Genomic DNA, 24,624 nt, shown 5'->3' with positions numbered 1-24,624 from the left:
TGAAAATGTGAAACTATGGGATTCTATACGAAACTATTTCGGAGGTTCGAAAGAAAGTACCGAAAAAAGAGAGATATTACAGCTGAATCAAGATGATCAGCGCCTCATGGAACTTCTGGGGATGGAACCAGGAGACATTAATGTTAAGGGCCTGAACTCGCTTAAAATTGATACAGTATTTGCTTGTTTGCGGATCCGATCGGAGTCCGTTTCAAAATTACCGTTGAAAGTGTATAAAGAGGACGAAAACGGCATCCAAAAGGGGACCAGGCACTATCTGCATCAGGTTTTCAAGCTTCGGCCCAACCCATACATGAGTGCCAGCGACTTCTGGAAGGTCATGGAGGCGCATAGGAGCATGGGTAATGCCTATGCCAGTATTGAATATGATAAAAGGACAGGCAAGGTCATCGGTCTCTGGCCGTTGGATCCTGCAAAAGTAAAGGTTATTGTAGACGATGCCGGCTTTCTTAGTTCTAAAACCAAGCTATGGTATGAAGTTGAGGTTAGTCCAACAGAAAAAAGAAAGCTTTTGCCGGAGGAAATTCTCCACTTTAAAGGCAGTCTGACGCTTAATGGGCTTATCGGCATCCCAACCTTGGAATATATGAAATCCACCTTGGAAAATGCGGCAGCCTCCAATCAATTCATCAATAACTTTTTTAAACAGGGGTTACAGGTGAAGGGGCTGATCCAGTATGTGGGGGATTTGAGTCCTACAGCCAAAGAGGAATTCCGGAAAAACTTTGAGGAAATGTCTTCTGGACTAAAAAACAGCCACAGGATAGCTCTTATGCCAGTCGGGTATCAGTTTACCCCTATGTCATTGAATATGGCGGATGCGCAGTTCCTGGAGAATACCCAGATGACGATCCGGCAGATTGCCAACGCCTTTGGCATCAAGGTGCACCAGTTAAACGATCTTTCCCGGGCCACCCATACCAATATTGAGAACCAGCAGCGAGAATTCTACGTCGATTCTCTCCAATCCGCCCTGACTACCTATGAACAGGAGATGGATTGGAAGCTCTTCCTGGAGAGTGAGCTGGAGCACGGGTTTTATTGCCGGTTCAATGTCGATGCCATCCTGCGGGGGGATATTAAAACAAGGTACGAGGCATACGGGAAGGGGATTGAAAAAGGCTTTATTACGCCGAATGAGGTGCGGGCACTCGAAGAGAAGCCGCCAAAACCAGGCGGGGATCAATTGATTTTTAACGGGAATGTCATTCCCCTGACGATGGCCGGACAACAATACCTGAAAGGTGGTGAGAACAATGAACCAAAAACTGCCGAAGATGACGAAGGAGACGAGGGCTCTTCCGGTCAAGCTGGAGATCAGGGAGACGAATGAGGAATCCGAAACAAGAACCATTACCGGGGCCATCAAATACGATACCGATTCTGCTGAGATGCGTGATTGGTACGGGGATGTCATTATTGAACAGATTGCTTCCGGGGCCTTCGATGACAGTCTGAAAACCCGGGATGTTGTCGGCTTGTGGTCGCATGATACCTCCCAGGTGCTGGGGAACACAAAAAGTGGCAGCCTTCAGATTGAAAATACGAAAAGCGAGCTTCGATTTGAATTGAACATTCCAAATACCTCCGTAGGAAACGATGCATGGGAACTGATCAAACGCGGCGACGTTGACGGCATCTCCTTTGGGATGAAGGTCACGAAGGACAAATGGTCTTCGGAAGAACGGGAAGAGGGCAAAATTTATAAACGGTCAATCCTCAACGCTGAACTGTATGAAATAAGCCCGGTTGCTTTCCCGGCTTACCCGGCTAATGAGGTGGGAGTCCGATCCCTGGACGACTTCAAAGCCGAGGAAAAACGAGCTTCAGAGGAGTACCGAAAAAGAAAATTAGAAATGGAACTGGAGCTTTTATGAGAAGGCTCTTTTTTTATGCTCAAATACAAAATGGGAGTGAATGATTTTGCCAAAAGAATTAAGAGAACTATTAAACCAGATGGATCAGATGAAACAGGAAGTCCGTACGCTGCTGGCTGAAGACAAAACGGATGATGCTGAAAAAAGGATGGCGGATGTCCGTAATCTTCAGAAGAAGATCGATATTCAGAAAGATTTAAATGATGAGGAGCGCCGCGGGCTGGATAACGGCGGTTCAAATCCACTTAATCCTAATCCGCCAAGTACCTTGGAATCCAGGGAAGATGCCGAGCTTGAAAAAGAATATCGGCAGATATTTCTGAAGGGGTTAAGGCGCAAGAATGTTTCATCTGAAGAGAGAAGCATCATTGCTGAATATGAAAAGCGCGCCGTCATGAACGAGGGCGGGGCAAGCGGCCAATCAGACGGAGATTCATCCCTGATTGTGCCTCAGGACATTCAAACTCGGATCAACCAGGTTAAGCGTCAGTTTGTGGACCTTTCTCAATATGTAACGGTTGAAAATGTAACGACCTTGTCCGGAAGCCGAGTGATTGAAGTGGATGCCGAACTTACGCCATTCCCAATTATTGATGAGTATGAAGAGATTCCACAGATGGACAACCCGAAATTCCGTCCATTCTCTTATGCGGTGAAAAAGCGCGGCGGCATTCTGCCGATCACCAACGAATTGCTTGCTGACAGTGATCAGAATGTGATCAATTATGTTTCCACCTGGATTGGGAAAAAGGCCGTGGCCACAAGAAATGCTTTGATTCTTGGCCAACTGAATGCTTTGACGAAGACGCCAATGGCTGACTTTGATGCCGTACGTACAGCGCTGAATGTTTCGCTGGACCCGGCCATTTCGTTAAGCAGCAGCATCCTAACAAACCAGGACGGCTTCAACTACTTGGATGGATTGAAGGACTCCATGGGCCGTTATTTGCTTGTCGATGACTTGACACAGCCGGGCAAAAAGCTATTCAAGGGACGCCCGGTGGTGGTGGTCAACAATCGCCAATTAGCAAGCGACTCGGTGGCTGGAACGGCTCCAATCATCATCGGGGACCTGAAACAGCTAATCGTCCTGTTCTCCAGGATGTTCTATGAGCTGGCCAGTACAAAAGAAGGCGGCGATGCTTTCAAGCGCGATACTACTGACCTGAGAGCCCTCATGCGCGACGACATTAAAACATGGGATACAGGCGCAGCAGTATATGGCCAGCTGGATATTGCCGAAACAGTGTAAGGGGCTGCGGCCCTTATAAAGGCGGTGGGATGATGATCCTTAGCTTAGAGGAAACAAAGTCGTGGCTGCGCATCGATGGAGATGAGGAAAATGAAATACTGATTCTTCTATCTGGCGCGGCCGAGGATTATTTAAAGAATGCCACAGGGAGGGAGTATAAAGAGCCCTCCTCCCAGGCAAAGCTCTTTTGCCTGATTCTTGTGGCGGACTGGTATGAAAACAGAGAGCTGATGGGATCCAAGCCAAGCGAAAAAGTCAGATTCTCAGTTCAGTCCATGCTTTTGCAGCTGCAGCACACACCGACAATTAAGGAGGAATTTTGATGCCGAAAAAACAATACAGCGTTATCAAAACATTCAGGGATAAGGACACAAAGGAACGTGTGAAGAAGGATAGTGTCTATGAACACTCAAATTCTGCCCGAATAAAAGACCTGCAGCGAAGGGGCTTCCTGGGAGAAGAGCTACAAGGGGAAGGCAGCCTGCTGGACCAAAATATTGAGGATGTAACCGAGGCACTGCAGGGACTCTCAGCAGATGAGTTAAAGTCCTATCTGGAAGAAGAGAAAAAGAACAAGAATAGAAAGACCGTGATTGAGTATATCGAGTCTGCCTTGAAGGACGGAGACACCGGTGAATCCGGGACTGTTTAAACACAGGATTACGTTCCAGGAGAACAAGAGTCCCTCGAAGAATGCTAACGGCTTCCCCGTCAATAACTGGACCGACTTTAAAAGGGCATGGGCCATGATCAAAACGCCCAATGACAAATCATCCAATGTTGAGTTTTATTCGGCGGCCAGTACCTATGCGAGGGATTCCAAGACGTTCGTTGTTCGCTATACAGAGGGCATTCATTCGGATATGCGCATTGAATATAGGGGAAGGTATTTTGACATTGTCGCCCCACCTATCAACGATAATGAGGCATTTAAGACTCTGACGATCGTGGGAAGGGAAGTGAGGTAGTGCCTGCAGAATTAGAAGGCCTGAGCCAATTGATAAGCCAGGTGACCATGATGGGCCAGTCAGTCAGTCATCAAACCAAAGAAAAGGCCCTGACCGCCGGTGCAGAGGTGATGAAACAAGCTGTCGAGAATGAGGCGCCAGTCAGGAAAGGGATCCTCAAAGAGAATATAGCCATAACCGATGTGGAGGGAGAAGAAATCCATGTCGGGATTGACCAGCAGGGCGATGCCTTTTACGCCCATATTGTCGAGTTCGGAAGAAAGGCGGGGGTTGCAAAGATAAAGCGGAACGGGAAGAAGGTAAATTATCCGTATCCTGCCATGGCCCCCAAGCCTTTTATGGGTCCAGCCTTTGAAAATAGTAAACAAGCTGTCCAGGAAGCAATGTCTGATGTTGTGAAGAGGGAACTGGGAATATGAGCCTGAATGCTTTAATCATCAAGACATTGGAGCCATTAGGCGTCCCGGTAGACTTTCAGACATATCCCGGGGATGCGACCACCTATATCACTTTCTTTGAATTCAATCAGCGATCTGCGGTTACTGCGGATGATGTGGAAAAGCGGACAGCCCATTCCATTCAAGTGGATATTTGGAGTCTATCGGATTATTCCGATCTCACCAGTTCCGTCAAAATGGCTTTAATAGAAAACGGCTTTGTCCGATCAATGGAAACAGAAATGTTTGAAGAAGATACGGGATACTTCCACAAGGTACTCCGTTTTAACTATGTTCAATAAAAAGGAGGAAATACATTGGCTACGATTGGATTGAAAAACTTGCACTTTGCAAAATTATTAAAAGATGACGAAACAGGGGCCACATACGAACCACCAAAGCGAATTGCCCCTGCCATTTCAGTGGGGATGAATACTTCATCGAATACATCCACCCTGTATGCAGATGATGGTCCGGCCGCCACGGATTCCAGCTTGGGGACGACAGAGCTGACCATCAATACATCTGATCTCCCTATCGCTGTCGAAGCTGAACTTCTGGGGCATACCATCAACGAATCGGGGGTCATGGTAGAAAATGCCGATGACGTTGCCCCGTATGTGGCCATCGGGTTCATGTCCAGGACCAGTGATGGAGGTGAGATGTTTGTTTGGCTACTGAAAGGCAAATTCTCAATCCCGCAGCAGAATCATCAAACCAAAGGTGAAAACATCGAGTATCAAACCCCGACCATTACAGGTCAATTCCTGAAGAGGGATTTTGATGGTGACTGGCGCTATAAGGTCAAGAGCAATGATGTGGGAGTGGATCAAGCACTGACTGCCAACTGGTTTACTGAAGAGGTTATCTCTACGGGAGAATATGCCCCAGTCGCATAAGTGATGAAGAGTCGGTTTTACCGGCTCTTTTTTGAATAGAAGGAGGAGTTCTACATGCGTATTGAGCTAACGAAAGACGGAGAAAACAAAGTATTTACAGCCCCATTCATTCCTTCCCGGGCCTTCCGGAAGATGCTGGGCCTAAAGAAAGAGCTGACGAATTTTGATAACCTTACACCTGAACAGTTGGATGAGGTGATGGGTATCATTGTCAACGATATCTTCCAGGATAAGTTTACTCTCGACGATTTATATGACGGGCTGCCGGCCGATCAGCTTATCCCGACTATTTACAAGATTATTGAATCCGTCTCAGGCGGACCCGGTGCAGCGGGAAACGAAGTGAAGGCATAGTTCAGGACCCCTATATTGCCATCAAAAAAATGTATAGGAAACTACTTAAAGCGGGATGGACCTTGCCTGAAATCGATGGTATGGACATCTCTTTTTATTTCGAGCTGTTGATGGAGGATGAGGAAGAATTCTTCATCGATCAGCTATTGTAAGGGGGTGAGAATTTGGCAGAAGTAGGGGCTTTGCGAATCACACTGGGGCTGAACAGCATTGATTTTACCCGTGGTATGCAGGATGTCAATCGCCGGCTTACCGCGCTTAACTCTGAGTTCAGGGCAATCACTTCTGGTGCTGGTAAGTTTGACAATAGCTTAGAAACCCTGAGATCCCGGTCAGATATCTTAACCAGAAGCATGCAGACGCACCGGACTAAAGTTGAGGAATTAAGACGCCAATACGAGCAGGCCAAGACCACTCAAGGCGAGACAGCAGCAGAGACATTAAAGTTGGCCACGGCGTATAACCGGGCTGTGACGGCCATGAATACGACTGAGCAACAGCTTAGAAGTGTAAACAGGCAAATCCAAGAGCAGTCCAATGGATTTAATCAGCTGGAGAGTGCAGTTAACGCAGCTGTCTCCGACATTTCACGTGAAATCAGACTGTTGGACTCCGCGTTTGCGGCGGCCACTGCAGGAATCGATGACTTTGGTTCCTCCGTCCAGGACCTTGAACAAAGAGAGGATCATCTGACTCAAACTCTGAGGCTTCAGGAAAGCCGCGTGGATGAGCTCAACCGCCTTCACCAGGAGTCAGTCAGGGCGAACGGGGCAGACGCCCAGGCTACTCAAGAGCTTGCCATCCGTTTAAACGGTGCTACCCAAGCGATGCGGGAAACTGAAGCCCAATTAAGGCAAAATACTAATCAGATTCAGCAGCAATCGAGCGCCTGGCGGCAGTTAAGTCAGAGGATGGCTAACACTGGCGAGGGAATGAATCAGCTTGGCGGGAGGATGCAGTCAGTAGGTTCTGAAATCTCCCAATCATTCGGGGCAGCCTTCCTGGCAGTCGGTGCCGGGTTAGGGTTATCGGCTAAAAGAGCCATGGACTTCGAATCCCAGATATCTTCCGTCAAATCCGTCATGTCTCCCGATGAGGTCTTGAAATTTAGCGGTTCCCTCGAGGAACTGGCGCTTCAGATGGGGGCCAAGACGAAGTATTCAGCCATGGAAGCTGCAGAGGGAATTGAGGAGCTTATCAAGGCTGGGGTCACCGTTACGGACATCATCAATGGCGGCTTGGAAGGCGCCTTGTCGTTAGCCGTTGCGGGGGAGCTGGAGCTTGCGGATGCAGCAGAAATAGCGTCCACAGCACTGAATGCCTTCAAGGATGACAATCTATCCGTGATGCGGGCAGCGGACCTATTAGCCGGCGCGGCCAATGCCTCTGCGACATCTGTCAGTGAAATGAAATTCGGGCTCTCCATGGTGTCCGCGGTCGCTTCAGGCGTGGGATTATCGTTTGAGGGAACGACGGCAGCACTTGCATCCTTCGCCCAAAACGGGCTAAAAGGATCCGATGCAGGTACATCCCTGAAGACGATGCTCTTGAACTTGTCTCCTTCCACAGAGGCAGCTTCGACAGAGATGGCCAATCTGGGCCTCCTGACGGAAGAGGGAACCAGCGCATTCTACGATGCAGAAGGTTCCATCAAGTCCTTATCGGAAATCGCCGAGCTGTTAAAAACCAAGCTTGCGAGATTGACAGATGAACAGAGGCAGATGGCCCTAAAAACCATGTTCGGAACCGATGCCATCCGGGCGGCCAACATCCTGTACAAGGAAGGCGCCCAGGGCATTGACAGCATGGTGGAGGCGATGAACAAAATCAAGTCCGCAGATGTGGCGGCAGAAAAGCTGAACAACGTCAAAGGAAGAATTGAGATCCTGAAAGGTTCTGCGGAAACAGCCGCCATCTCGTTTGGGAATGCCCTACTTCCGACTATCGATAAGGTTGTGGAAGTCATTCAGGAGTTGACGGATAAGTTTAACGGTCTGTCTCCTGAGATGCAAGAGACGATTGCGAAGGGAGCCATGGTAACGGCTGCCATTCTTGGAGTGGTAACAGCAATCGGTGCTTTCATCGCCATTCTTGGCGGTGCTATTTCAGGAGTGGGAGCACTGGTAACAGCCTTCAGCACAGTAGTTGGTGCAATCGGCGTAGTCACTACAGGTGTGGCAGCAGCCACACCAGCCATCGGCGCCCTGGCCGGCGCCATTACCTTTATAACCGGTCCCATCGGGTTGGCGATTGCCGGCCTTGCGGCCCTTGGTTTTGGTGCCTATAAACTTTCAGAGGAAATGAAAAAGCCATCTATCCAAGCTGAAATATTCACCGAGGATATTTCAGAGGCAACGCAAGAAGCAGTCGGCAGTTTCCTTGAGATGAATGACGGGGTGACAGAGCAGCTAAACCTCATGAGGTGGGGCGGCGAAAAGGTGACAAAGGAAATGGCTGACTCCATAACAGGAACCTTCTCTAAGATGGCCGATCAGATTCTGGCGGGACTGGAAGAGGACCATGCCGCAAGGCTGGAAACCATGAATAAGTTTTTTGAAAATAGCATGATGCTCACTGACAAAGAGCAGCAAGGTATCCTTAAAAAAATCGAAGAAACCTATCTTCAGCAGAAAGATAAAGTGGAGAATGGCGAGAAAATCATCAATGATATCTGGGCAAAGGCTTTAGCGGAGAATCGAGACCTCACTACGGCTGAATATACGCAGATCAATAACATTAAAGAGGGCATGGTTAACGATGGCATCCGGATCCTCTCAGATAGCGAGATAGAGTCGAAGATCATCTTAGAGCGAATGAAGGCAGATGCCAGCATCATTTCTGCTGAACAGGCGGCAGAAGTGGTGAAGAATTCTAAGGATCAAAAGGATAAGGCGGTCGCAGAAGCAGAGAAGCAATACAAGGAAACCTATGCGCAAATCCTTCAGATGAGAGATGGGGCGGGAGAACTGACCGCGGATATGGCTGCCAGGATGATTGCAGATGCAGAAAAGCAGCGCAAAGATACTGTCAGAAATGCCGAGGACATGCATCAGAAAGTGGTGACAGAAGCCCAAAAGCAGGCTGAAGAACATATTGCAAATGTAAACTGGGAAACCGGTGAAGTGCTTTCCAAATGGGAATTGACGAAGAATAAAGCTATTACTATCTGGGAACTGCAGGGTGTAGCTGCCAAAAAGCTTTACAACAATATGAAGGACAACGTGATTGAGTCAGCAGAAACCTTGAAAAATTCCGCCATTGAAAAATATGAATCTCTGAAGTCGGGAGCCCTTGATAAATTTGAGGAGCTCAAGAATAAGGGCACTGAAAAAATAGTTGATCTGGGCCGTAAAATTGTCTCTCCTATTGAGGAAGCCAAGAACAAGATCAGCGAAAAAGTTGATGCCATCAAAGGATTTTTCGACAACATGGAGCTGAAGCTTCCCAGCATCAAACTGCCTAAATTGCCTGAGTTCCATCTTACAGGCGAATTCAGCCTGATGCCTCCTTCTGTACCCAAATTGGATGTCACTTGGAACGCCAAAGGGGCCTTATTCACCCGGCCAACCATTTTCAACACGCCTCTTGGATTACAGGGCTTCGGAGAAGCCGGGCCGGAGGCGGCGCTGCCACTGAACGATGCAGTGCTTGGGAAAATCGGAGAAATGATTGTGAGAGCGACTCCTGGCTTTTCTGGCCAGCAAGCCAATTCTCAAATCTATCAGGATACGTTCCAGTCCAGTATCGTGATCCAGGCGCCGGCAAGCTCATCGCCGTCGGATCTCGCTAGGAAGGCCCTGCAGGCTCAACGGCAGATGGCTATTGAATGGAGGCGATGAGGATGCAGAAGTTTACGTTCATCAACGCGAATAATGAATCGGTTGTGCTGAAGAACAGTGGCCCTTATGTCGTTGAAGATGTTTCTGGACTGGGAGATGTGGAGTCAAATATTCAATCACAAAAGGCCCCGGATCAAGACGGAGATACCTATACTGGCTCCAACTTGGAGCCACGGTATATTTCTTTTGATATCAACATCATTGGCCTGGGCAGGGCTGACACGATCCAGAAACGGACAAAACTGGGCAGGATGTTTAACCCGACCTTGGGACCCGGCATGCTTATTGTTGAGAATGAGATGGGTGTAAGGGAGATTAAGGCAGTCTCCGAACATGTGCCGAAATATCCGCAGAGCAGGGGCAACAAAGGGGCTACCTTTCAAAAGGCCTTGATCCATTTAAAAGCACCCAATCCGTATTGGCTGGAGAGAGAAAAGAAGGAGCAGTTGGTCGTCTGGGAGGGAGGGCTGGAGTTCCCCCTATCCCTGCCGACTTACTTTGCTCAGCAGTCTGAAAACAAGGCGAAGATTTTGCAGAATGAGGGGGAAGTGCCAACCCCCGTTCGGATTGTCTTTAATGGGCCGGCCACAGCGCCGATTCGTATCATCAACGTCACGACCGGTGATTTCATAGAGGTCAATCAAAGCTTGACTGAAAATGAAAGATTGGAGATTAATACGACTCCCGGACAGAAAAGTGTCCGGAAGATCCAAGGGAGCGGAGAATCGTGGAATGCGTTCCACTTCATCCATTTAGGCAGCACTTTTTTTCGGCTGATACCAGGCAACAACCTCCTGGATTATTCAACCGGTGCAGACTATGAGAGAGCGGCCGTCTCAATCTCCTGGAATAATCGATTCACAACAGTATAAAGGGGGGAACAAAAATGGCAGAAGAATCGAGTTTTTTCAATTCGGTCAACGGGGACCGCCAGTATGATATGGAGCAATTTGCTCTGTATTTTAAACAGTTCTTGAGCAACGGGCTATATCATACAAACTCCGTACCTGCCCTCTTGGTACAACTTGATTCCGGAATGTCCACATTACTAGAACCGGGAAGTGCCTATATCGAGGGCTTTATGTACAGAAATACCGAGGAAATTCAATTTACGCATGATCCAGCAGACGTAACCAACCCCAGGGTGGATCGAATCGTCCTGCGGCTGGATAAGAATCTGAATGCCCGTCATATCAAGGCGTTCATCAAAAAGGGGACACCGGGGACCATTCCCATTCCCCCATCCCTGCAGAGGGATGAAATGATTTATGAAATCAGCCTGGCCCAGGTGAAGATCGATGCTGGGAAAAGCCAGGTGACAAGCGTGGTCGATGAGAGATTGGATCCGGCGGTGGCCGGATTGGTTTCCTCTCTCATCACCGTTCCCACTGAACAATTTGTGGAAGAATGGAACAGATGGATGGTCGACATGAATCTGAAGAAGGATAACTATCAGAGGGAGTGGGAGTCCTGGTTTCAAGGCATACAGGTCCAGAACCCGGCAATGGGTGGCATCACATTTTTTACAGGAAAATCAGCGCCTTCCACTCCCTCGCTGAATGACAGGTGGCTTGATACGACTTGATACGGATCATCGATTTGAACTTTAATCTCGTGGATGAAGTGGATCAGTACAGCAGCCTTCAATATCAGCCGAGATGGCATAAAAGCGGAAGTTTCCAATTGATGATCGAGGGCCAGGTGAATGTCTCCGCATTCAGCGAGAACCATCTTTTGCTTTTCGACAACGACCCTTTCAAAAGTGCCATGATCAGTTATGCCGAATATCAGGTAAGGGAAGACGGGCAGGAGGTCTTTGTCGTCCAAGGCAGCAGCCTGGGTTCCTGGCTAAGCCAGAGGATTACCATCCCGCCTGAAGGGGAGGCTTATCACCGCCTCGATGCTTCGGTGGAAACGATTATGAAGGAATACGTGAACCTTCAAGCTGTCAATCCTATCGATCCCAAACGAAAGATTCCTAATCTAGTCATTTCGCCGGACTTGGAAAGAGGCAACCGGACTGTCTATCAAACAAGGTTCAAGCAGCTGGATGAAGAGCTTGAGAAGCTTTCCATCTCCTCCGGCTTGGGGTGGGGAATCTACCTGGATATCGAGAATAAGCGCTTTGTCTTTGATGTCTTCGAGGGAAAGGACCTGTCCGTTTCACAGTCCGAGCTCTCGCCGGTCATCTTCTCCATAGAATTTGATAACATAAAAACCCAAAAATACACCGACAGCGGACTGGGTTACAAGAATTATGGATATGTGGCCGGCCAGGGGGAGGGTGCTGAAAGAAGCCTGGTGGAGGTGGGCAATGCTGAACAGACTGGCGTGGATCGCTTTGAAACGTTCATCGATGCGCGGGACATCGAAAATGAAGCGGACCTTCCATCCAGAGGGGAACAAAAGCTTTCCGAGTTTGCCCGGGTCAGAAGCTTTGAAAATACCATTCTCCCCTATTCGAGTTTTGTCTACGGAAGGGACTGGAATCTAGGGGATATCATCACGATCCAAAACAGAAAGGCTGGCATCACAGAAAACTTGCGCATCACGGAGATCAAGGAAATCTATGAACCTGGCGGTTTTAATTTGGAAGCGACCTTTGGTAAGCCTTTCCCCTCTTTGGTGGATGTCATCAAGCAGGAGATGGACACACCTTCCCTGGAACCTGTTTCGGGCGCTGCAGGGGAAGCTGGTGCGGATGGATCAGACGGGTCAGATGGGACAGGGCTTGAATACCAGTGGAACGGAACTTCGTTGGGTATGCGCCGGGAAGATGAGGCGAGCTTTGTCTATACCAATCTCCAAGGCCCACAAGGTATTCAGGGACCACAAGGGCCCAAGGGTGACAGGGGCCTGCAAGGTTTGAAAGGCGACACAGGCGCGCAAGGTCCCCAGGGAGCACAAGGCTCAACAGGTCCACAAGGGCCAGCCGGGCCAAAAGGGGACATGGGGCCACAAGGCATACAAGGTGACACCGGACCTATCGGCCCGCAAGGACCAAAGGGTGCAACTGGCTCACAGGGTCCAATAGGGGATACAGGACTTCAGGGTCCTCAAGGAGTTCCCGGGGCACACGGTCCTCAAGGATTCGGATTAGATTATAGTTGGGATTCAACCAAGCTTGGCGTGAAGAGGGAGGACGAGTCCTCTTATCAGTATGCCGAGCTGAAGGGTGAGAAGGGCGATGCCGGTCCAGTAGGTCCCATGGGGCCGCCTGGAAGCTCCCAGTCCTATGTCCTGTTTGAAAGGGAGTTCATCAGCTCAGCCAGCCAAACTGTCTATTCCTGGGATGATGGCTATGTATATCCGTTGGGCATCCATGCCGTCGAACTGTATATCAACGGGGACCGGCAGCCGAGCCAGTCATTCAAGGAGCTTCCAGGAGGAAACGGGATTGAGCTATTGGCTGACTTGCCTGATGGTCAATATCTCCTGGTGTCCGCCAAGATGGCCGTGGTCGATCTTCAGGGGCCACAGGGTGAAAAAGGAGATACCGGGCCCCGGGGGCCGATTGGGTTGACGGGTCCAAAAGGGGAGCAAGGCCTACAGGGTCCCCAAGGGTTAAGGGGGATCCAAGGGCCAATAGGATTGACCGGTCCGAAAGGAGACCAGGGTGATCAAGGGTTACAGGGTCCCCAAGGAATAAAAGGGGACACAGGCCCTGCAGGACCTCATGGCTTAACTGGTTCGATCGGCCCGAAAGGGGATACAGGTGCTCAGGGTCCTACTGGTCCTATCGGGCCAAAAGGTGATAAGGGAGACAGCATTGTATGGCGGGGCACTTATAGCAGCTCCACCACTTACTCTGTCCGGGATGCAGTGGCTTATAACGGCTCATCCTATATCCTCAAGGCGCTGGCCTCTGCCGGTACGATTCCGACCAATACAGCGTACTGGGACCCACTGTCTATCAAAGGGGCTACGGGCTCCCAAGGTCCTCAAGGGATTCAGGGTGCGCAAGGTCTGCAGGGGGAGACGGGTCCTCAAGGTCCAATCGGGTTAACCGGTCCAAAGGGCGATAAAGGGGAAAAGGGAGATATCGGGGCCACTGGGCCGCAAGGGATAAAAGGCGATACCGGTCCGCAAGGTTTAAAGGGGGACAAACCGGCGCATCAGTGGACTGGGACAAGCCTTCGGTTCGAAAATCCGGATGGCACATATGGCTTGTCAGTCGACCTGAAAGGGGAGAAAGGCGACAAGGGGGACACAGGACCCCAGGGACCAGAAGGACCACCAGGGGCAGCAGTTGCCGATTCTGTTGAATGGGCTAACGTATTGAACAGACCAAGCAACTTCCCTCCCAGCAGCCACGCGCATTCAACATCGGACATCACTTATCTGGGTTCATATGTGAAAAATGCGGATGACACCCATTCCAGCTACCCCGTCGGAGTGTCCTCAATGTTTGTTAGAAGCAACGAGGGTTGGTTCAGTTATGGAACGATAACCACTATCAAGGGATATAGTTCGGGCGGAGGTACTTTGCAAATATATACGCCCTATTCAAGTTCATATGGTGGAGACTTCATTAAAATTAGAAGATGGAACTACAATGCTACCACCTGGACTGACTGGGAAACTTTAATTACCGATAAGATGCTTAATGCATTTAGTCCTTATCAAGCAGGAACTTCAGCACCAACCAATAAAAATCTCTTTTGGATAGATACTAACTAGGCGGTGAAATGATGGCAAAACAAAAATATTGGAACGGATCCTCCTGGGAAGTGATCGGTTCAGATGCGGGCAAGGTAGATGTCACGGACAGTGCTAATTTCTATGCCGGCTCGAATGTGGAAGGAGCCTTGGCGGAAATTGGTGCAGGAGCGATGCGGCAGTTAAGGACAGCCAAGTCGTCCAAGGATGCCAATGGGGTTTACACAGTGGTGGAATATCGCCGAAAGACAGATAATACACTATTTGCCCGTAGCACGCTCAGTGGGGGTACCGCACCTCAATACACGACCCGAACAATAAACTATTATTCCACAAATGGGACGACTGTCTTAAAAACAGATACCTTCACTATCAATTATGATTCTGATGGTGACTGGGTGAGTGAGGTGTAAGGAATGCCAGATTTAAGGAATCACGGAGGCATTTTCGGCGGGGGAAAACCAAAGGGGATGCCCATTACCCAATTCAACGAGGCGATTGCTTTACCCAGGGTTGCCTCCGTACCCAGCAGCGCGTCTTATTTTAAGGTGCTGATGGATGACGCAGGTGGAGATTTTGTGTATGTGGTAAGCGACTATTCCAACAACATGTGCAGCCTGAAAGTTTTCAGGGTGTCAAACATGGAACTTGTAAAGGAATTGAGTATCAATACCTCCTATAGCTTCGTGACGAATGTATATTGGGTGGGTGACAAACTTTTTATTACAGCATATAGCAGCAATTTCAACGATAGCTGGCAATACACATTTGTTTATAGTACAAGCAGCTGGGGGCTTCTCACCCAACTTAGTTTTTCGATGATTCAGGTGCTCCATTATGATGGAACCTATATTTATGGACTGACTAAAAGTAAATACGATTCGTTTATGAAGTTCCAGAGATTCCGCCGATCAGATTATGCAGTTACAGACGTTTTTAGCCGCACTAATGTTGATTTTAAGGTGATTTATCAAGCCAAGATCCTCATTTGGAAGGATAAGTACTCTCCCTACAGCACTGGAGCCATCCGGTTTGATGGGGCGGCAGCTAGTACTCCGGCTTCGCAAGCTTATGATCTGACATACCCTGTTAAAAATGATACTGGAAAATATGTGTACGGGTTTTATACGTATGGTAGTGACTACAAACATACCTTTGTCTATTACTTCAACAAAAGTGATATGAGCCTGATCAAGAGTGAACAGTTGTCACCAGATGGGGGACAGTGGGACGCTTATTCCCAGTCAACGGGTGTCCAGTTCTTCCACATTCAAAAGGATGGGAAGTATGCGTATTTCTCGCTGGGAACCCAAGATACGAACGGCCTTTATTCACAAGAATTGGATAACGGCTTCTTTAAATTTGGGAAACAAACTTTTGATAGTGGTAATACAGTTAAACGGCTTGATGTTGCGCCTATCTCGCCCGCGAAGGTGGTTGGCAATGCGGATGTATTTATTGCTCCTAATTTTAACGAGCGAAACGTCTACAAGCTTATCAACTACCTAACCATAAAATAAAGGAGGAATCAGAATGATATATGTAAAAGTCGATGGGGATGCCCCAAATGGATATGCATTTATTCATTACTTGCCATTTGATCGTGACCAGGGCCTTGGCAAGACAAGAGAGGAGCTGGAAGAAGATGGTGGCGTTTTCCTGGATGCTGTCCCAGAGCCCCAGACGCCGGCCGATAAAGTGGCCATCATGAAATACAGTCCGGAGCAAGGGCCCTACTATGAATATATGGACCGTCCCTTGTCTCCGGATGATAAGATCCTGCAGATCGAGGAGCAGCTGGGGACCATGTTATTTGAAAGCGCAACGGACAAGGCACGAATTGCCGAATTAGAAGCCTCACAAGGGGATCTGCTTATGGAAATTGCCACGATGAAGATGGGAGGTGATCGATAATGTGGTACACAACTATCAAGCGTTACTATGATAACGGCCATCCATCTTACAATGATGAGAGCCTAAAAACGTTTGTCAAAGCAGGAATGCTCACAGGGACCCAATATACAGAGATTACAGATAAAGCGTACACTGAGTAGGCTTTTTTATTTTGCCTTCAAGGGGGGATTGTGATTGACACAGGAGGCGGAAACAGTGGACATCTGGAAGACGGCTGTACAAAAAGACATCGATGATATGAAGGCGGATATCCGCCGGCTGCAGGATAAATCATTGCTGCAGGATCAGACCATACAGAACATGCAAAGCGACCTGAAGGAAATAAAGGAAGATACTAAGTGGCTGAAGAGGACCATCACCAACGCTATACTTACAGCCACATGTACAGCTATCATCGGCGGAGTGATCGGGGTCATATTTGCTTTATTAAAAGGATAGGGAGGAATTGAAGATGTATGAACAACCAAAAACGTGGAAAGACTGGGCCATCCTTTTAAGCGGGTGGCTTTCTTTATTAGCTTTGGGATTAAAGGCTGCTTTCAATGTGGATATTACTCCTTTTGCAAACGATATTGCTAATTTCATTTTACTGACTATTTTCATTTCAGTGAATGCTTGGACCGTATGGAAAAACACACATGTAAGCAAGAAAGCTCAATTACAGAAAAAAGCGCTGCAATCTCAGGGCTTGATGAAAAAGTAATACTAATTTTTAGGCATTTTAATGTGTTTAATGATGTATTTAGTTTTTACAGTGGAATAAATTAGACCACCCAATGTGAGTACTACTCCACTATACAGAAGTCTTTTTTGATCTCTTTTTTGATCAAGACGATAGATAGCATAATCATTAACTAAACTAATAATAAGTATGACAATTTGAGGTAAGAGTTTCATGAATTTGCCTCCTTTATGAAATGTAGTTTGAACATAAATCTGACTGCTTATTCTGACAACTTCAAATTTAATAAGGAGTGAAGAAGGTGGCTAAAACTCAAATAGTCGATATCTCCCATCATCAATTGTCAAGCCGTATAAATTGGGCACAGGCAGCAAAAGAAGTGGACCTGATGATCATTCGTGTTCAATATGGCTCTTCATTGGTTGATAGAGAATACAAAAAGCATGTTGCCAACTGCAAAAAATACGGAATCCCGTTCGCACACTATGCCTATGCAAGGTTTGTCAGTGTGACAGATGCGAAGATAGAAGCGAAGGACTTTCTAAATCGAATAGATAAGGGTGCAAAATTCCTCGTGCTGGATGTCGAAGAACTTACCACTTCAAAAAGCGAAATTGTTGCAGCCAGCCAGGCATTTATCGATGTTTGTAAGGCAGCGGGTTGGAAAACAGGTTTATATACTGGCCATCATTTTTATAAGCCTTATGGAATGGATAAGGTGAAAGCCGACTTCCTCTGGATTCCTCGCTATGGCGTCAACGAAGGGGTGGCACAAACAAAACCGAGTTACTCTTGCGACATCTGGCAATACACAGACAAAGGGAAGGTCAGCTGGTATAGTGGCCATCTTGATCTCAATAAATTGCATGGCAGCAAAGATTTAGATTGGTTCTTAGGAACCACCGAAAAACCTACTAAAGGAGTGGTACAAGTGGCCAATGATAAGAAACCGGTAAATGATGTGAAAGGTCATCCCGAGGAAGAGTCCATTCGAAAGGCGATGGATAAAGGTATAATCCGCGGATATGGAGGCGAGGAGTTCCGGCCGAATGATCCTGTAACGAGAGCGCAGCTGGCGGTCATCCTGGATCGGTTAGGATTGTTAGATTAAACAAAAAAAGCCCTTCTCAAATTGAGAGGGGCTTTACCATATTTATTAAACTAGTAGCAGTTACTTGAGAATAGTTCCTAAAAAAATTGCACTTAGAATGCTATTTAACAGTGTCTCTATCATTTACATCACTTGAATCATATACTTTTAATTATCGGTTTATATTTTGGAAAGAGTTATGTTTCCTTACATGGCATAATAGTTTTTTCCCAACTTTATAACTGTATTCTGTTGCTGCCACATTTTTAGCTTTAAGAGCAAAAGTTCGAAAAGCCAGAAGAAATAGGGGCTGCTGGGTCGAGCCTTACTTTTTAAAGTTAAATAACTGCTTATTCACTATTTTCTTTTAGTAAAAAAAGCCCTTTTCAAATTGAAAGGCTTTTTTAGGAGGATTGAAATAGGATAAAACTATAATCAATTCTACTGACTGTTAATTTAATTATTATAATAAGTTATTAAACTCGGATCCACTTCGATTATTGAACTATTTGGTTTTAAATAATCCGTATGAGTTTTATTAGATTTATCTTTCCACGATATCTTAAGTTTTATATCACTTAAAATATTGTTGAAAGTAGTTTTGTTAACGGGATTTTCATTTAGAATAAACCCTCTACTTGTAGCGATTCCCTTAATCTTTGAATCTTCAGGTTCAAGAGTATAATTTTCCCTGCTATTATCATCAATGGCATCAACATTTGAAAAGCCTAAACTATCTGCCATTACAAATTCACTCATACTATCGTCGAGTATTCCCGTTACGGTAACATCTCTCATTACATCTTTAGGTTTATCTATCATCACATCATAATAAATTCTATCTTCGGCATCTCCTTCTTCTCTAAAGATTTTTAATGATAGGCGGTAATCTTCGCTAATTTCCTTAAAATGCACATTGTCTTTTTCGTTAAGTGCAGCTAACTCCTTCTTAAGCCCCGTCATTTCGTTTAGTTCAGAGCCTGGAGGTTGAACATTGGTCTCTTGGCACCCGGTTAATAGTACTAAGAAGAATAGTATATGTAACTTTCTAATTTTCATCTTTGTCTCCTTTCAAAGAGTAACATAAAGTGAGAAGGGCCGCCCCTTCTCACTTTTCTATTAATATGTTTCAGGTGGATAAGCCCAATATCCTTTACTCCAATTGTAATAAGCACGAGAAGTGATCGTCGAACTACTATTATAGTTTGCTGACCAATCAGTCTTTACTGGTGAGTAACCTTTATCCATAGTATAGTCTTTTGTTGATGTTCTTGTAACCCCCTTAGTACTTACATAGGCTGCAAAATAATGTTTATAATTTTGTCTTGAAAGTGTGTCCCACCAATAGTTCCATTTTCCGTTTCCATAAACATGGCCTTCCTTACCAATATATCTATAAGATATATAGGTTTTGGCAGTTGTATATTGGTCTTTAGCAACTTGATCAGAGAAAATCTCAGCAACGCTACCGACTACGCTTGCCACTGGAGTTACGATGGCTGCAACTACAACTATAGTAGAATCCCAAATAGCACTGGCAATACCTGATTTTTGCCCTTTTTCAATTAACCCGCCTCCGGCATAAGCATAGCTTACAACTTTGGTTGAGCCTGTACCAGGATCTACGCCAAGTGTTTGGAATTGCTGTATTTCTCCATCCTTATTGTATGTTGGACCAGCTTCTTCAGAAATAATAACCTTTGTGGATTCCTTATTTTTAAGTGCCTCTCTAAATTCTTCTTCTTCAGTTAGCACTTCAGCGGTTTGAGCTTTAATTGATTGGTCAGTTGTACTCGCGTTAATATTTGATAATGGAAATAATAAAGAAAATCCCATAGTTAAAGCTAGCACAGTCTTTAAGCTTTTCAATTGTTTTCCCCCTAGAATTTAATGACGGGCCCCGTATTTAAAGTATACCATTTGGTAATTGTATAAAATATTGGGAAAATTTCCTTGGCTATATTGAATGAAAGATTAAAAGAGTTTTAGACTATTCATAAAAATGATAAAAGGTGACCAATTTTATTACAAAAGTTGAATATAAAACTCCAATTTGGATATATTGGCTTTTAAGAAGAGTAAAATATAGAAAAACAATTGGGAAAATTGATTTAGAATAATGGGAAAACAAGGAAAACGCTCTGCCGAAATAAAAATTTTTTTGTTTTGGAAACTATTAATATAATTTGGATAGAGCTACTTCTATATTAAACCCTCAGATAGTCTTGTCCATTAGATTATCTACAATGTCCTTGAAATAATCACAATTCCCCTGGGACAGCCGAACGCCTTTAATCAATTGAATACAAACTCTTGAAGCTTTCAGGCCTGTCTCTAGTTAACTTATTGTGCCGATTTCGTGCCGATACGAAATGCAAAACTCTGATTCGGTTTGATGGTATATTAATGAAGAAAGTTGACTTAATGTGGTTCAAAATACAGTTATATTGGGTTTGACTCTAAAAAATAATCAAGTTCGAGATGGAAGGTTCCATCGGCTGATCAAGCTTGTGCCCATCCGGGAATGTTACCGGATGGGTTTTTTGCTTTTTAAAAAGCACCTTGAAAGCGGCCTGGCGGGTGTTCTTGTATAATGAAGGCAGAAGTGCTTCGTGGTTTTTCCTGGCGTGAAAAAGGGAAAATAGAACGTTACATAGTGAACAGGAAGGAGGCGGCAGCATGATCAATATAGGACTCACAGGCTGGGGGGATCATGACAGTCTGTATCAAAAAGGCATTTCCCCGCGTGATAAGCTGAAGGAATATGCAGCATACTTTCCCATTGTAGAGGTGGATGCTTCTTTTTATGCTGTCCAGCCTCTGAGGAATGCACATAAATGGACGGAAGAAACACCTGCCGGCTTTGAATTCATCGTTAAAGCCTATCAGGGGATGACCGGCCATCAGCGGGGAGAAATCCCCTTTGACAGCAAGGAAGAGATGTTTACAGCTTTTAAGGAGTCCTTGCAGCCATATATCGACAAAGGTAAGCTCGGCATGGCGCTGTTTCAATTTCCTCCATGGTTTGACTGCCGAAGGGAAAATGTTAATTATCTGCGCTGGTGCAAGGATCAGATGGAGGATATCCCCTGCGCCCTGGAATTCCGCAATCAGACGTGGTTCTATCCGGAAATGAAGGACAATACCTTAAGGTTCATGGAGCAGGAAAAATGGATTCACAGTATCTGCGATGAACCACAGTCCGGCGAGGGGTCTGTCCCGACAGTCCTGGAGAGTACCCATCCTGATAAGGTGCTGGTCCGCTTCCATGGAAGGAACGTGCATGGCTGGCAGAAAAAGAATGCGGAGAACTGGAGGGAAGTGAGATATCTCTACCGCTATAATGAGGAGGAGCTTTCCGGGTGGGCCCCGGCCCTCAGGGAACTGGAAAAAAGCACAAAGAAGGTATATGCTGTCTTTAATAATAATTCAGGCGGGGATGCGGCAGACAATGCACTCCAGCTGGCCGATATGATGGGGATTGAGTATACAGGACTGGCTCCCCGGCAGCTTGATCTGTTCTAAAATGAGGAGAGTCCTGCACCTCCGTGATGATCGGCCTGCATTGGCCTGATGGGAAAAGGAAAGAAGGTTTCATCTTTGAAAGAAGTTATCCATATATACCATACAAATGATTTGCACAGCCATTTTAGCCGCTGGCCGAGGATTCACCGCCTTTTAACAGAAAGACGCAAATGGCATGAAGAGGCAGGTGAAGATGTCTTCTTTTTCGATATCGGCGACCATGTGGACCGCTGGCATCCGCTTACAGAGGCTACTGGCGGGAAGTGCAACACAGATCTGCTCAATAAGGCAGGCTGCACTGCTGCTGCCATCGGCAATAATGAAGGAATTACCCTTCCTTTTGACTCTCTGGACACACTCTATGAGAAAGCGGCTTTTGATGTTATCACCTCCAATCTTTTTTACAAAGATGGAAGGCGGCCTGGCTGGGCTAAACCTTATGCAATTTATGAGACAGTGAGCGGACTAAAGGTGGCTGCTGTCGGTGCAACAGCAAACTATGAACATTTCTATGATCTGCTCGGCTGGAAGCTGACAGACCCCTTTGAAGAGCTTAAAAAGGTGCTTGCAGAGGTAAGGGAACAGGCCGATATTATCGTCATCCTGTCACATCTGGGCATCCATGATGATGAAAGGCTGGCGGCGGAATTTCCGGAAGCCGATGTGATTCTTGGCGGCCATACCCATCATATTCTGCATGAAGGAAAAATGGTGGAAGGCTGCCTGCTGGCAGCCGCCGGCAAGCACGGGTTTTATGCCGGGCATGTTATGCTCGAAATAGATACCGAAACGAAAACAGTCATCGGCAGAAAGGCGCAGCTGTATGATACAAATGAACTGCCACCGGCTGATGATGAAGAGCATATCATTGAAAATCTTTATCGGAAGGGAAAAAGCCTCCTTGATGTACCGGCAGCACCTCTGCCAAACGGCGGCATGAGCAAAAAGCAGCTTGCCATTCTTTTGTGTAAAGCACTGCAGGAGAAGTGCGGGGCGGATGCAGCCCTTCTTAATGAAGGCTTGATCCTTGAGGGGCTGGAAAAGAATGAGGCAACTCTGTATGACCTTCATAGAATCTGTCCGCATCCGATCAATCCAAGCAAAGTTGTGCTGACAGGGGCTGAACTGAAGGAAGTGCTCCGGCATGCACAAAGTGATGAGTGGGAGCATTTACAGGTCAAGGGACTTGGCTTCCGCGGGACCCTCATGGGGGGAATGATCAGCACCGGAGCAGAAATGGATACTTCGGGAAATATGCAGATTGGCGGTCAGGTGCTCGACAACGGAAAAAGCTACTCCCTTGCCATCCCGGACATGTTTACATTCGGTCCCTTTTTCCCTGAGATCCGCAGGGCTGCCGAAAAGGAATATTTCTTTCCCGATTTCCTGCGGCATCTGCTGGAATGGAAACTGCAGCAGCTTCAGTAATATCCCGGCACCATTTTCTTTTGCTGACATAATCTGTTATGAAGCGAAAGGAGTGGATACTTATGATGGAACTGTCACCTGTCATCATCGACGGCCATACCTTTTTAAGCGTATCCGTTCAGCTGCCGAAAACGACCCTGCTCGCTGTCTCGAGCGAAAAGGGCTATATTATGTGCGGAGCGCTGGACGTTGCCCTGCTAAATGAAAAGCTGAAGGACCGGAAAGTGATTGCCGGAAGGGCTGTTGGTGTCCGCACGATCGAGCAGCTCCTGGAGGCACCGCTGGAATCGGTCACCTTTGAGGCTGAAGAACTTGGAATCCATAAAGGCATGATCGGCAAGGACGCGCTGCTGAAAATGCTGTAGAGAGCCAGCCGCAGCAGGCGGCTCTTTTTTTTTCTTGAACGGAGCATTCCACTCCAAATAGAAGCCGAGTGATACTTACTTATGCAAAGATTACCATTATCAGTCGTATTTTGTAGAATTTTCTACTATAATGTGGATAGGATGAAGGACGTAAAATGAGACAGAAATGATTGGAGCTTTTATATGAGATTAGTAGCTACCTCATCAGTACATCCGGGGGCCATTCTTGCAAAAGCCGTTTTAAGCGATAAGGGAGTCGTGCTCGTCAGCGACGGAGTGGCGCTTTCGGAAAAACTGCTGGCAAGACTCGGGGATCTTGGTGTCACCTATATATATGTAAAGGACCCGAGGACGGATGATATAGAGTCCGGCAGCTCAATCGATGCAGCCATGAAAAGGAAAGCGGTAGCTTCCATTGAGGAAACGTTCACCCAGATAAAGAAAGGTAATAAGCTGTCAGACTCGATCATTATTGAGAAATCGTCGAAAAGCTTCAAACAGATCATCAGGGATCTGGTCCAGCAGATTAATGATAATAAAGATCTGTTTGGCATATTGGCGGACGTGTGTACATATGACAGTTATATTTTCTCCCATTCGCTGAATGTGACGCTCTATTCCCTGGCGATCGGCATAGAGCTGAAGCTGAAGCCGCAGGAGCTGGATATGCTGGGGATCGGGGCTATTCTCCATGATGTCGGCAAAATGAAAGTGCCCTCTGAAATTCTCTTTAAGACGGGAAAGCTGACAGAAGAGGAATTTGCAGAAATCCAAAAGCATGCAGAAGCAGGCTTTGAAATTTTGCGCAGGGTACATACATTGCCTCTCCTTGCTGCCCATTGCGCCTATCAGCATCATGAACGGCTGAACGGCAGCGGCTACCCAAGGAGGCTGGTGGAAGAAGAAATCCATCTGTTTGCCAAAATCATTGCCGTCGCTGATGTATTCGATGCCGTCACCTCCAACCGTGTATACAGGAGGGCCATGCTGCCGCATGAGGGGCTCGAGATATTGTATGCAGGCTCAGGGAAACAATTTGATACAGCTGTGGTAGAAGCTTTCCGTCGCTCTGTAGCTGTCTATCCGGCCGGGATGATGATCCATTTGAATGACGGAAGGTCAGGAGTGGTGGTCCGCCAGAATAAAGGAGTGTCTGACAGGCCCGTCGTCCGCATTCTTGAAAAAGAGGGCCTTCCGGTTGAACCATTCGATCTCGATCTGGCAGAAGAGCTTACCGTGATTGTCACCGGCTGTGAAATGAGGATGCCGGAAACGGCAAATAAAATCTAACTTTATCTGCTAGTTCCCCCCTTT

The 24,624-nt window shown here is 46.8% G+C and carries 28 protein-coding genes; 25 read left to right on the top strand and 3 right to left on the bottom strand.

The window, feature by feature from the left end:
• The first annotated feature begins 7 nt into the window (after positions 1-7).
• From FZD51_RS05945 to FZD51_RS05850, 20 genes are all read left to right on the top strand, one after another.
• The gene (locus FZD51_RS05945) at positions 8-1,354 is read left to right on the top strand and encodes a phage portal protein (RefSeq protein ID WP_187445641.1); all 1,347 of its coding nucleotides are present in this window, start codon (positions 8-10) and stop codon (positions 1,352-1,354) included.
• Positions 1,278-1,898, top strand: a complete 621-nt coding sequence (locus FZD51_RS05940; RefSeq protein ID WP_148973922.1) for an HK97 family phage prohead protease — start codon at positions 1,278-1,280, stop codon at positions 1,896-1,898. Before FZD51_RS05945 ends, FZD51_RS05940 begins: the two co-directional genes overlap by 77 nt.
• 40 nt (positions 1,899-1,938) lie before the next feature.
• Positions 1,939-3,150 carry a phage major capsid protein gene (locus FZD51_RS05935; RefSeq protein WP_420886217.1) on the top strand — a complete coding sequence of 404 codons (1,212 nt, stop codon included), beginning with the start codon at positions 1,939-1,941 and terminating at the stop codon, positions 3,148-3,150.
• A gap of 29 nt (positions 3,151-3,179) precedes the next feature.
• Positions 3,180-3,473 carry a head-tail connector protein gene (locus FZD51_RS05930; protein ID WP_420886216.1) on the top strand — a complete coding sequence of 98 codons (294 nt, stop codon included), beginning with the start codon at positions 3,180-3,182 and terminating at the stop codon, positions 3,471-3,473.
• Positions 3,473-3,802: a hypothetical protein gene (locus FZD51_RS05925; protein WP_148973920.1), complete on the top strand. Its 330-nt coding sequence runs from the start codon at positions 3,473-3,475 to the stop codon at positions 3,800-3,802. The genes FZD51_RS05930 and FZD51_RS05925 overlap by 1 nt, the downstream gene beginning before the upstream one ends.
• Positions 3,783-4,118 carry a phage head closure protein gene (locus FZD51_RS05920; protein WP_148973919.1) on the top strand — a complete coding sequence of 112 codons (336 nt, stop codon included), beginning with the start codon at positions 3,783-3,785 and terminating at the stop codon, positions 4,116-4,118. Before FZD51_RS05925 ends, FZD51_RS05920 begins: the two co-directional genes overlap by 20 nt.
• Positions 4,118-4,537 (top strand): HK97-gp10 family putative phage morphogenesis protein, encoded by a 420-nt coding sequence (locus FZD51_RS05915; protein WP_148973918.1) that lies wholly within the window; start codon positions 4,118-4,120, stop codon positions 4,535-4,537. Before FZD51_RS05920 ends, FZD51_RS05915 begins: the two co-directional genes overlap by 1 nt.
• On the top strand, positions 4,534-4,857 hold the full coding sequence (locus tag FZD51_RS05910) for a hypothetical protein (protein WP_148973917.1): 324 nt from the start codon (positions 4,534-4,536) through the stop codon (positions 4,855-4,857). The genes FZD51_RS05915 and FZD51_RS05910 overlap by 4 nt, the downstream gene beginning before the upstream one ends.
• Before the next feature lie 15 nt (positions 4,858-4,872).
• Positions 4,873-5,454, top strand: coding sequence for a major tail protein (locus FZD51_RS05905; RefSeq protein WP_148973916.1), 582 nt, complete (start codon positions 4,873-4,875; stop codon positions 5,452-5,454).
• Positions 5,455-5,508: 54 nt separating this feature from the next.
• Positions 5,509-5,808, top strand: a complete 300-nt coding sequence (gpG, locus tag FZD51_RS05900) for a phage tail assembly chaperone G (RefSeq protein WP_148973915.1) — start codon at positions 5,509-5,511, stop codon at positions 5,806-5,808.
• Positions 5,809-5,972: 164 nt separating this feature from the next.
• A complete protein-coding gene (locus tag FZD51_RS05895; protein WP_148973914.1) occupies positions 5,973-9,647 on the top strand; it encodes a phage tail tape measure protein in 3,675 nt (1,224 codons plus the stop codon).
• A gap of 2 nt (positions 9,648-9,649) precedes the next feature.
• The gene (locus tag FZD51_RS05890; protein WP_148973913.1) at positions 9,650-10,519 is read left to right on the top strand and encodes a phage tail family protein; all 870 of its coding nucleotides are present in this window, start codon (positions 9,650-9,652) and stop codon (positions 10,517-10,519) included.
• A gap of 14 nt (positions 10,520-10,533) precedes the next feature.
• Entirely contained in the window at positions 10,534-11,232 is a 699-nt protein-coding gene (locus FZD51_RS05885; RefSeq protein WP_148973912.1) for a hypothetical protein, read from the top strand.
• A complete protein-coding gene (locus tag FZD51_RS26520) occupies positions 11,229-14,327 on the top strand; it encodes a Gp37-like protein (protein ID WP_148973911.1) in 3,099 nt (1,032 codons plus the stop codon). The genes FZD51_RS05885 and FZD51_RS26520 overlap by 4 nt, the downstream gene beginning before the upstream one ends.
• Before the next feature lie 8 nt (positions 14,328-14,335).
• Entirely contained in the window at positions 14,336-14,719 is a 384-nt protein-coding gene (locus tag FZD51_RS05875) for a cupin domain-containing protein (RefSeq protein ID WP_148973910.1), read from the top strand.
• Positions 14,720-14,722: 3 nt separating this feature from the next.
• A complete protein-coding gene (locus FZD51_RS05870) occupies positions 14,723-15,826 on the top strand; it encodes a hypothetical protein (protein WP_148973909.1) in 1,104 nt (367 codons plus the stop codon).
• A 13-nt stretch (positions 15,827-15,839) separates the two neighbouring features.
• Complete coding sequence (locus tag FZD51_RS05865; protein ID WP_148973908.1) at positions 15,840-16,220, top strand: hypothetical protein; 381 nt, start codon at positions 15,840-15,842, stop codon at positions 16,218-16,220.
• Positions 16,220-16,360: an XkdX family protein gene (locus FZD51_RS05860; protein ID WP_148973907.1), complete on the top strand. Its 141-nt coding sequence runs from the start codon at positions 16,220-16,222 to the stop codon at positions 16,358-16,360. Before FZD51_RS05865 ends, FZD51_RS05860 begins: the two co-directional genes overlap by 1 nt.
• A 34-nt stretch (positions 16,361-16,394) precedes the next feature.
• Positions 16,395-16,658: a hemolysin XhlA family protein gene (locus FZD51_RS05855; protein WP_262380737.1), complete on the top strand. Its 264-nt coding sequence runs from the start codon at positions 16,395-16,397 to the stop codon at positions 16,656-16,658.
• 13 nt (positions 16,659-16,671) lie between these two features.
• Positions 16,672-16,923: a phage holin gene (locus tag FZD51_RS05850; protein ID WP_148973906.1), complete on the top strand. Its 252-nt coding sequence runs from the start codon at positions 16,672-16,674 to the stop codon at positions 16,921-16,923.
• A 2-nt stretch (positions 16,924-16,925) separates the two neighbouring features.
• Here FZD51_RS05850 and FZD51_RS05845 read toward each other — a convergent pair whose 3' ends face one another.
• Positions 16,926-17,117, bottom strand: coding sequence for a hypothetical protein (locus tag FZD51_RS05845; protein ID WP_148973905.1), 192 nt, complete (start codon positions 17,115-17,117; stop codon positions 16,926-16,928).
• An 86-nt stretch (positions 17,118-17,203) separates the two neighbouring features.
• Between FZD51_RS05845 and FZD51_RS05840 the strand changes: the two genes are divergently transcribed.
• Positions 17,204-18,013: a GH25 family lysozyme gene (locus tag FZD51_RS05840; RefSeq protein WP_187445640.1), complete on the top strand. Its 810-nt coding sequence runs from the start codon at positions 17,204-17,206 to the stop codon at positions 18,011-18,013.
• Between the two features lie 435 nt (positions 18,014-18,448).
• Here the strand turns inward: FZD51_RS05840 and FZD51_RS05835 are convergent, their stop codons facing one another.
• Together FZD51_RS05835 and FZD51_RS05830 are read right to left on the bottom strand one after the other, a co-directional pair.
• A complete protein-coding gene (locus FZD51_RS05835; protein WP_148973903.1) occupies positions 18,449-19,051 on the bottom strand; it encodes a hypothetical protein in 603 nt (200 codons plus the stop codon).
• Positions 19,052-19,111: 60 nt separating this feature from the next.
• The gene (locus FZD51_RS05830; protein ID WP_148973902.1) at positions 19,112-19,861 is read right to left on the bottom strand and encodes a hypothetical protein; all 750 of its coding nucleotides are present in this window, start codon (positions 19,859-19,861) and stop codon (positions 19,112-19,114) included.
• 810 nt (positions 19,862-20,671) lie between these two features.
• On the opposite strand from FZD51_RS05830, the gene FZD51_RS05825 reads away from it, so the two are divergent.
• The 4 genes from FZD51_RS05825 to FZD51_RS05810 all read left to right on the top strand — a co-directional run bounded on the left by FZD51_RS05825 (position 20,672) and on the right by FZD51_RS05810 (position 24,600).
• Positions 20,672-21,517, top strand: a complete 846-nt coding sequence (locus FZD51_RS05825; RefSeq protein ID WP_148973901.1) for a DUF72 domain-containing protein — start codon at positions 20,672-20,674, stop codon at positions 21,515-21,517.
• 75 nt (positions 21,518-21,592) lie between these two features.
• Positions 21,593-22,945 carry a bifunctional metallophosphatase/5'-nucleotidase gene (locus tag FZD51_RS05820; protein WP_338120373.1) on the top strand — a complete coding sequence of 451 codons (1,353 nt, stop codon included), beginning with the start codon at positions 21,593-21,595 and terminating at the stop codon, positions 22,943-22,945.
• A 62-nt stretch (positions 22,946-23,007) separates the two neighbouring features.
• Entirely contained in the window at positions 23,008-23,310 is a 303-nt protein-coding gene (locus FZD51_RS05815; protein WP_148973899.1) for a YunC family protein, read from the top strand.
• A 183-nt stretch (positions 23,311-23,493) separates the two neighbouring features.
• The gene (locus FZD51_RS05810; RefSeq protein WP_148973898.1) at positions 23,494-24,600 is read left to right on the top strand and encodes an HD-GYP domain-containing protein; all 1,107 of its coding nucleotides are present in this window, start codon (positions 23,494-23,496) and stop codon (positions 24,598-24,600) included.
• The last annotated feature ends 24 nt before the right edge of the window (positions 24,601-24,624 follow it).

This window comes from Bacillus infantis, from assembly GCF_008180445.1.
Taxonomy (GTDB): Bacteria; Bacillota; Bacilli; order Bacillales; family Cytobacillaceae; genus Bacillus_AB; species Bacillus_AB infantis_B.
Note: the sequence above shows the minus strand (reverse complement) of the source record. Positions and strands in the feature narration are given on the sequence as shown.

Coding starts and splice junctions, on each gene's coding strand:
- gpG (WP_148973915.1), top strand. CDS start 5,509: ATGCGTATTGAGCTAACGAAAGACGGAGAAAACAAAGTATTTACAGCC.
- FZD51_RS05865 (WP_148973908.1), top strand. CDS start 15,840: ATGATATATGTAAAAGTCGATGGGGATGCCCCAAATGGATATGCATTT.
- FZD51_RS05870 (WP_148973909.1), top strand. CDS start 14,723: ATGCCAGATTTAAGGAATCACGGAGGCATTTTCGGCGGGGGAAAACCA.
- FZD51_RS05910 (WP_148973917.1), top strand. CDS start 4,534: ATGAGCCTGAATGCTTTAATCATCAAGACATTGGAGCCATTAGGCGTC.
- FZD51_RS05875 (WP_148973910.1), top strand. CDS start 14,336: ATGATGGCAAAACAAAAATATTGGAACGGATCCTCCTGGGAAGTGATC.
- FZD51_RS05825 (WP_148973901.1), top strand. CDS start 20,672: ATGATCAATATAGGACTCACAGGCTGGGGGGATCATGACAGTCTGTAT.
- FZD51_RS05940 (WP_148973922.1), top strand. CDS start 1,278: ATGAACCAAAAACTGCCGAAGATGACGAAGGAGACGAGGGCTCTTCCG.
- FZD51_RS05835 (WP_148973903.1), bottom strand. CDS start 19,051: ATGAAAATTAGAAAGTTACATATACTATTCTTCTTAGTACTATTAACC.
- FZD51_RS05845 (WP_148973905.1), bottom strand. CDS start 17,117: ATGAAACTCTTACCTCAAATTGTCATACTTATTATTAGTTTAGTTAAT.
- FZD51_RS05885 (WP_148973912.1), top strand. CDS start 10,534: ATGGCAGAAGAATCGAGTTTTTTCAATTCGGTCAACGGGGACCGCCAG.
- FZD51_RS05810 (WP_148973898.1), top strand. CDS start 23,494: ATGAGATTAGTAGCTACCTCATCAGTACATCCGGGGGCCATTCTTGCA.
- FZD51_RS05850 (WP_148973906.1), top strand. CDS start 16,672: ATGTATGAACAACCAAAAACGTGGAAAGACTGGGCCATCCTTTTAAGC.
- FZD51_RS05935 (WP_420886217.1), top strand. CDS start 1,939: ATGATTTTGCCAAAAGAATTAAGAGAACTATTAAACCAGATGGATCAG.
- FZD51_RS05930 (WP_420886216.1), top strand. CDS start 3,180: ATGATGATCCTTAGCTTAGAGGAAACAAAGTCGTGGCTGCGCATCGAT.
- FZD51_RS05860 (WP_148973907.1), top strand. CDS start 16,220: ATGTGGTACACAACTATCAAGCGTTACTATGATAACGGCCATCCATCT.
- FZD51_RS05815 (WP_148973899.1), top strand. CDS start 23,008: ATGATGGAACTGTCACCTGTCATCATCGACGGCCATACCTTTTTAAGC.
- FZD51_RS05925 (WP_148973920.1), top strand. CDS start 3,473: ATGCCGAAAAAACAATACAGCGTTATCAAAACATTCAGGGATAAGGAC.
- FZD51_RS05890 (WP_148973913.1), top strand. CDS start 9,650: ATGCAGAAGTTTACGTTCATCAACGCGAATAATGAATCGGTTGTGCTG.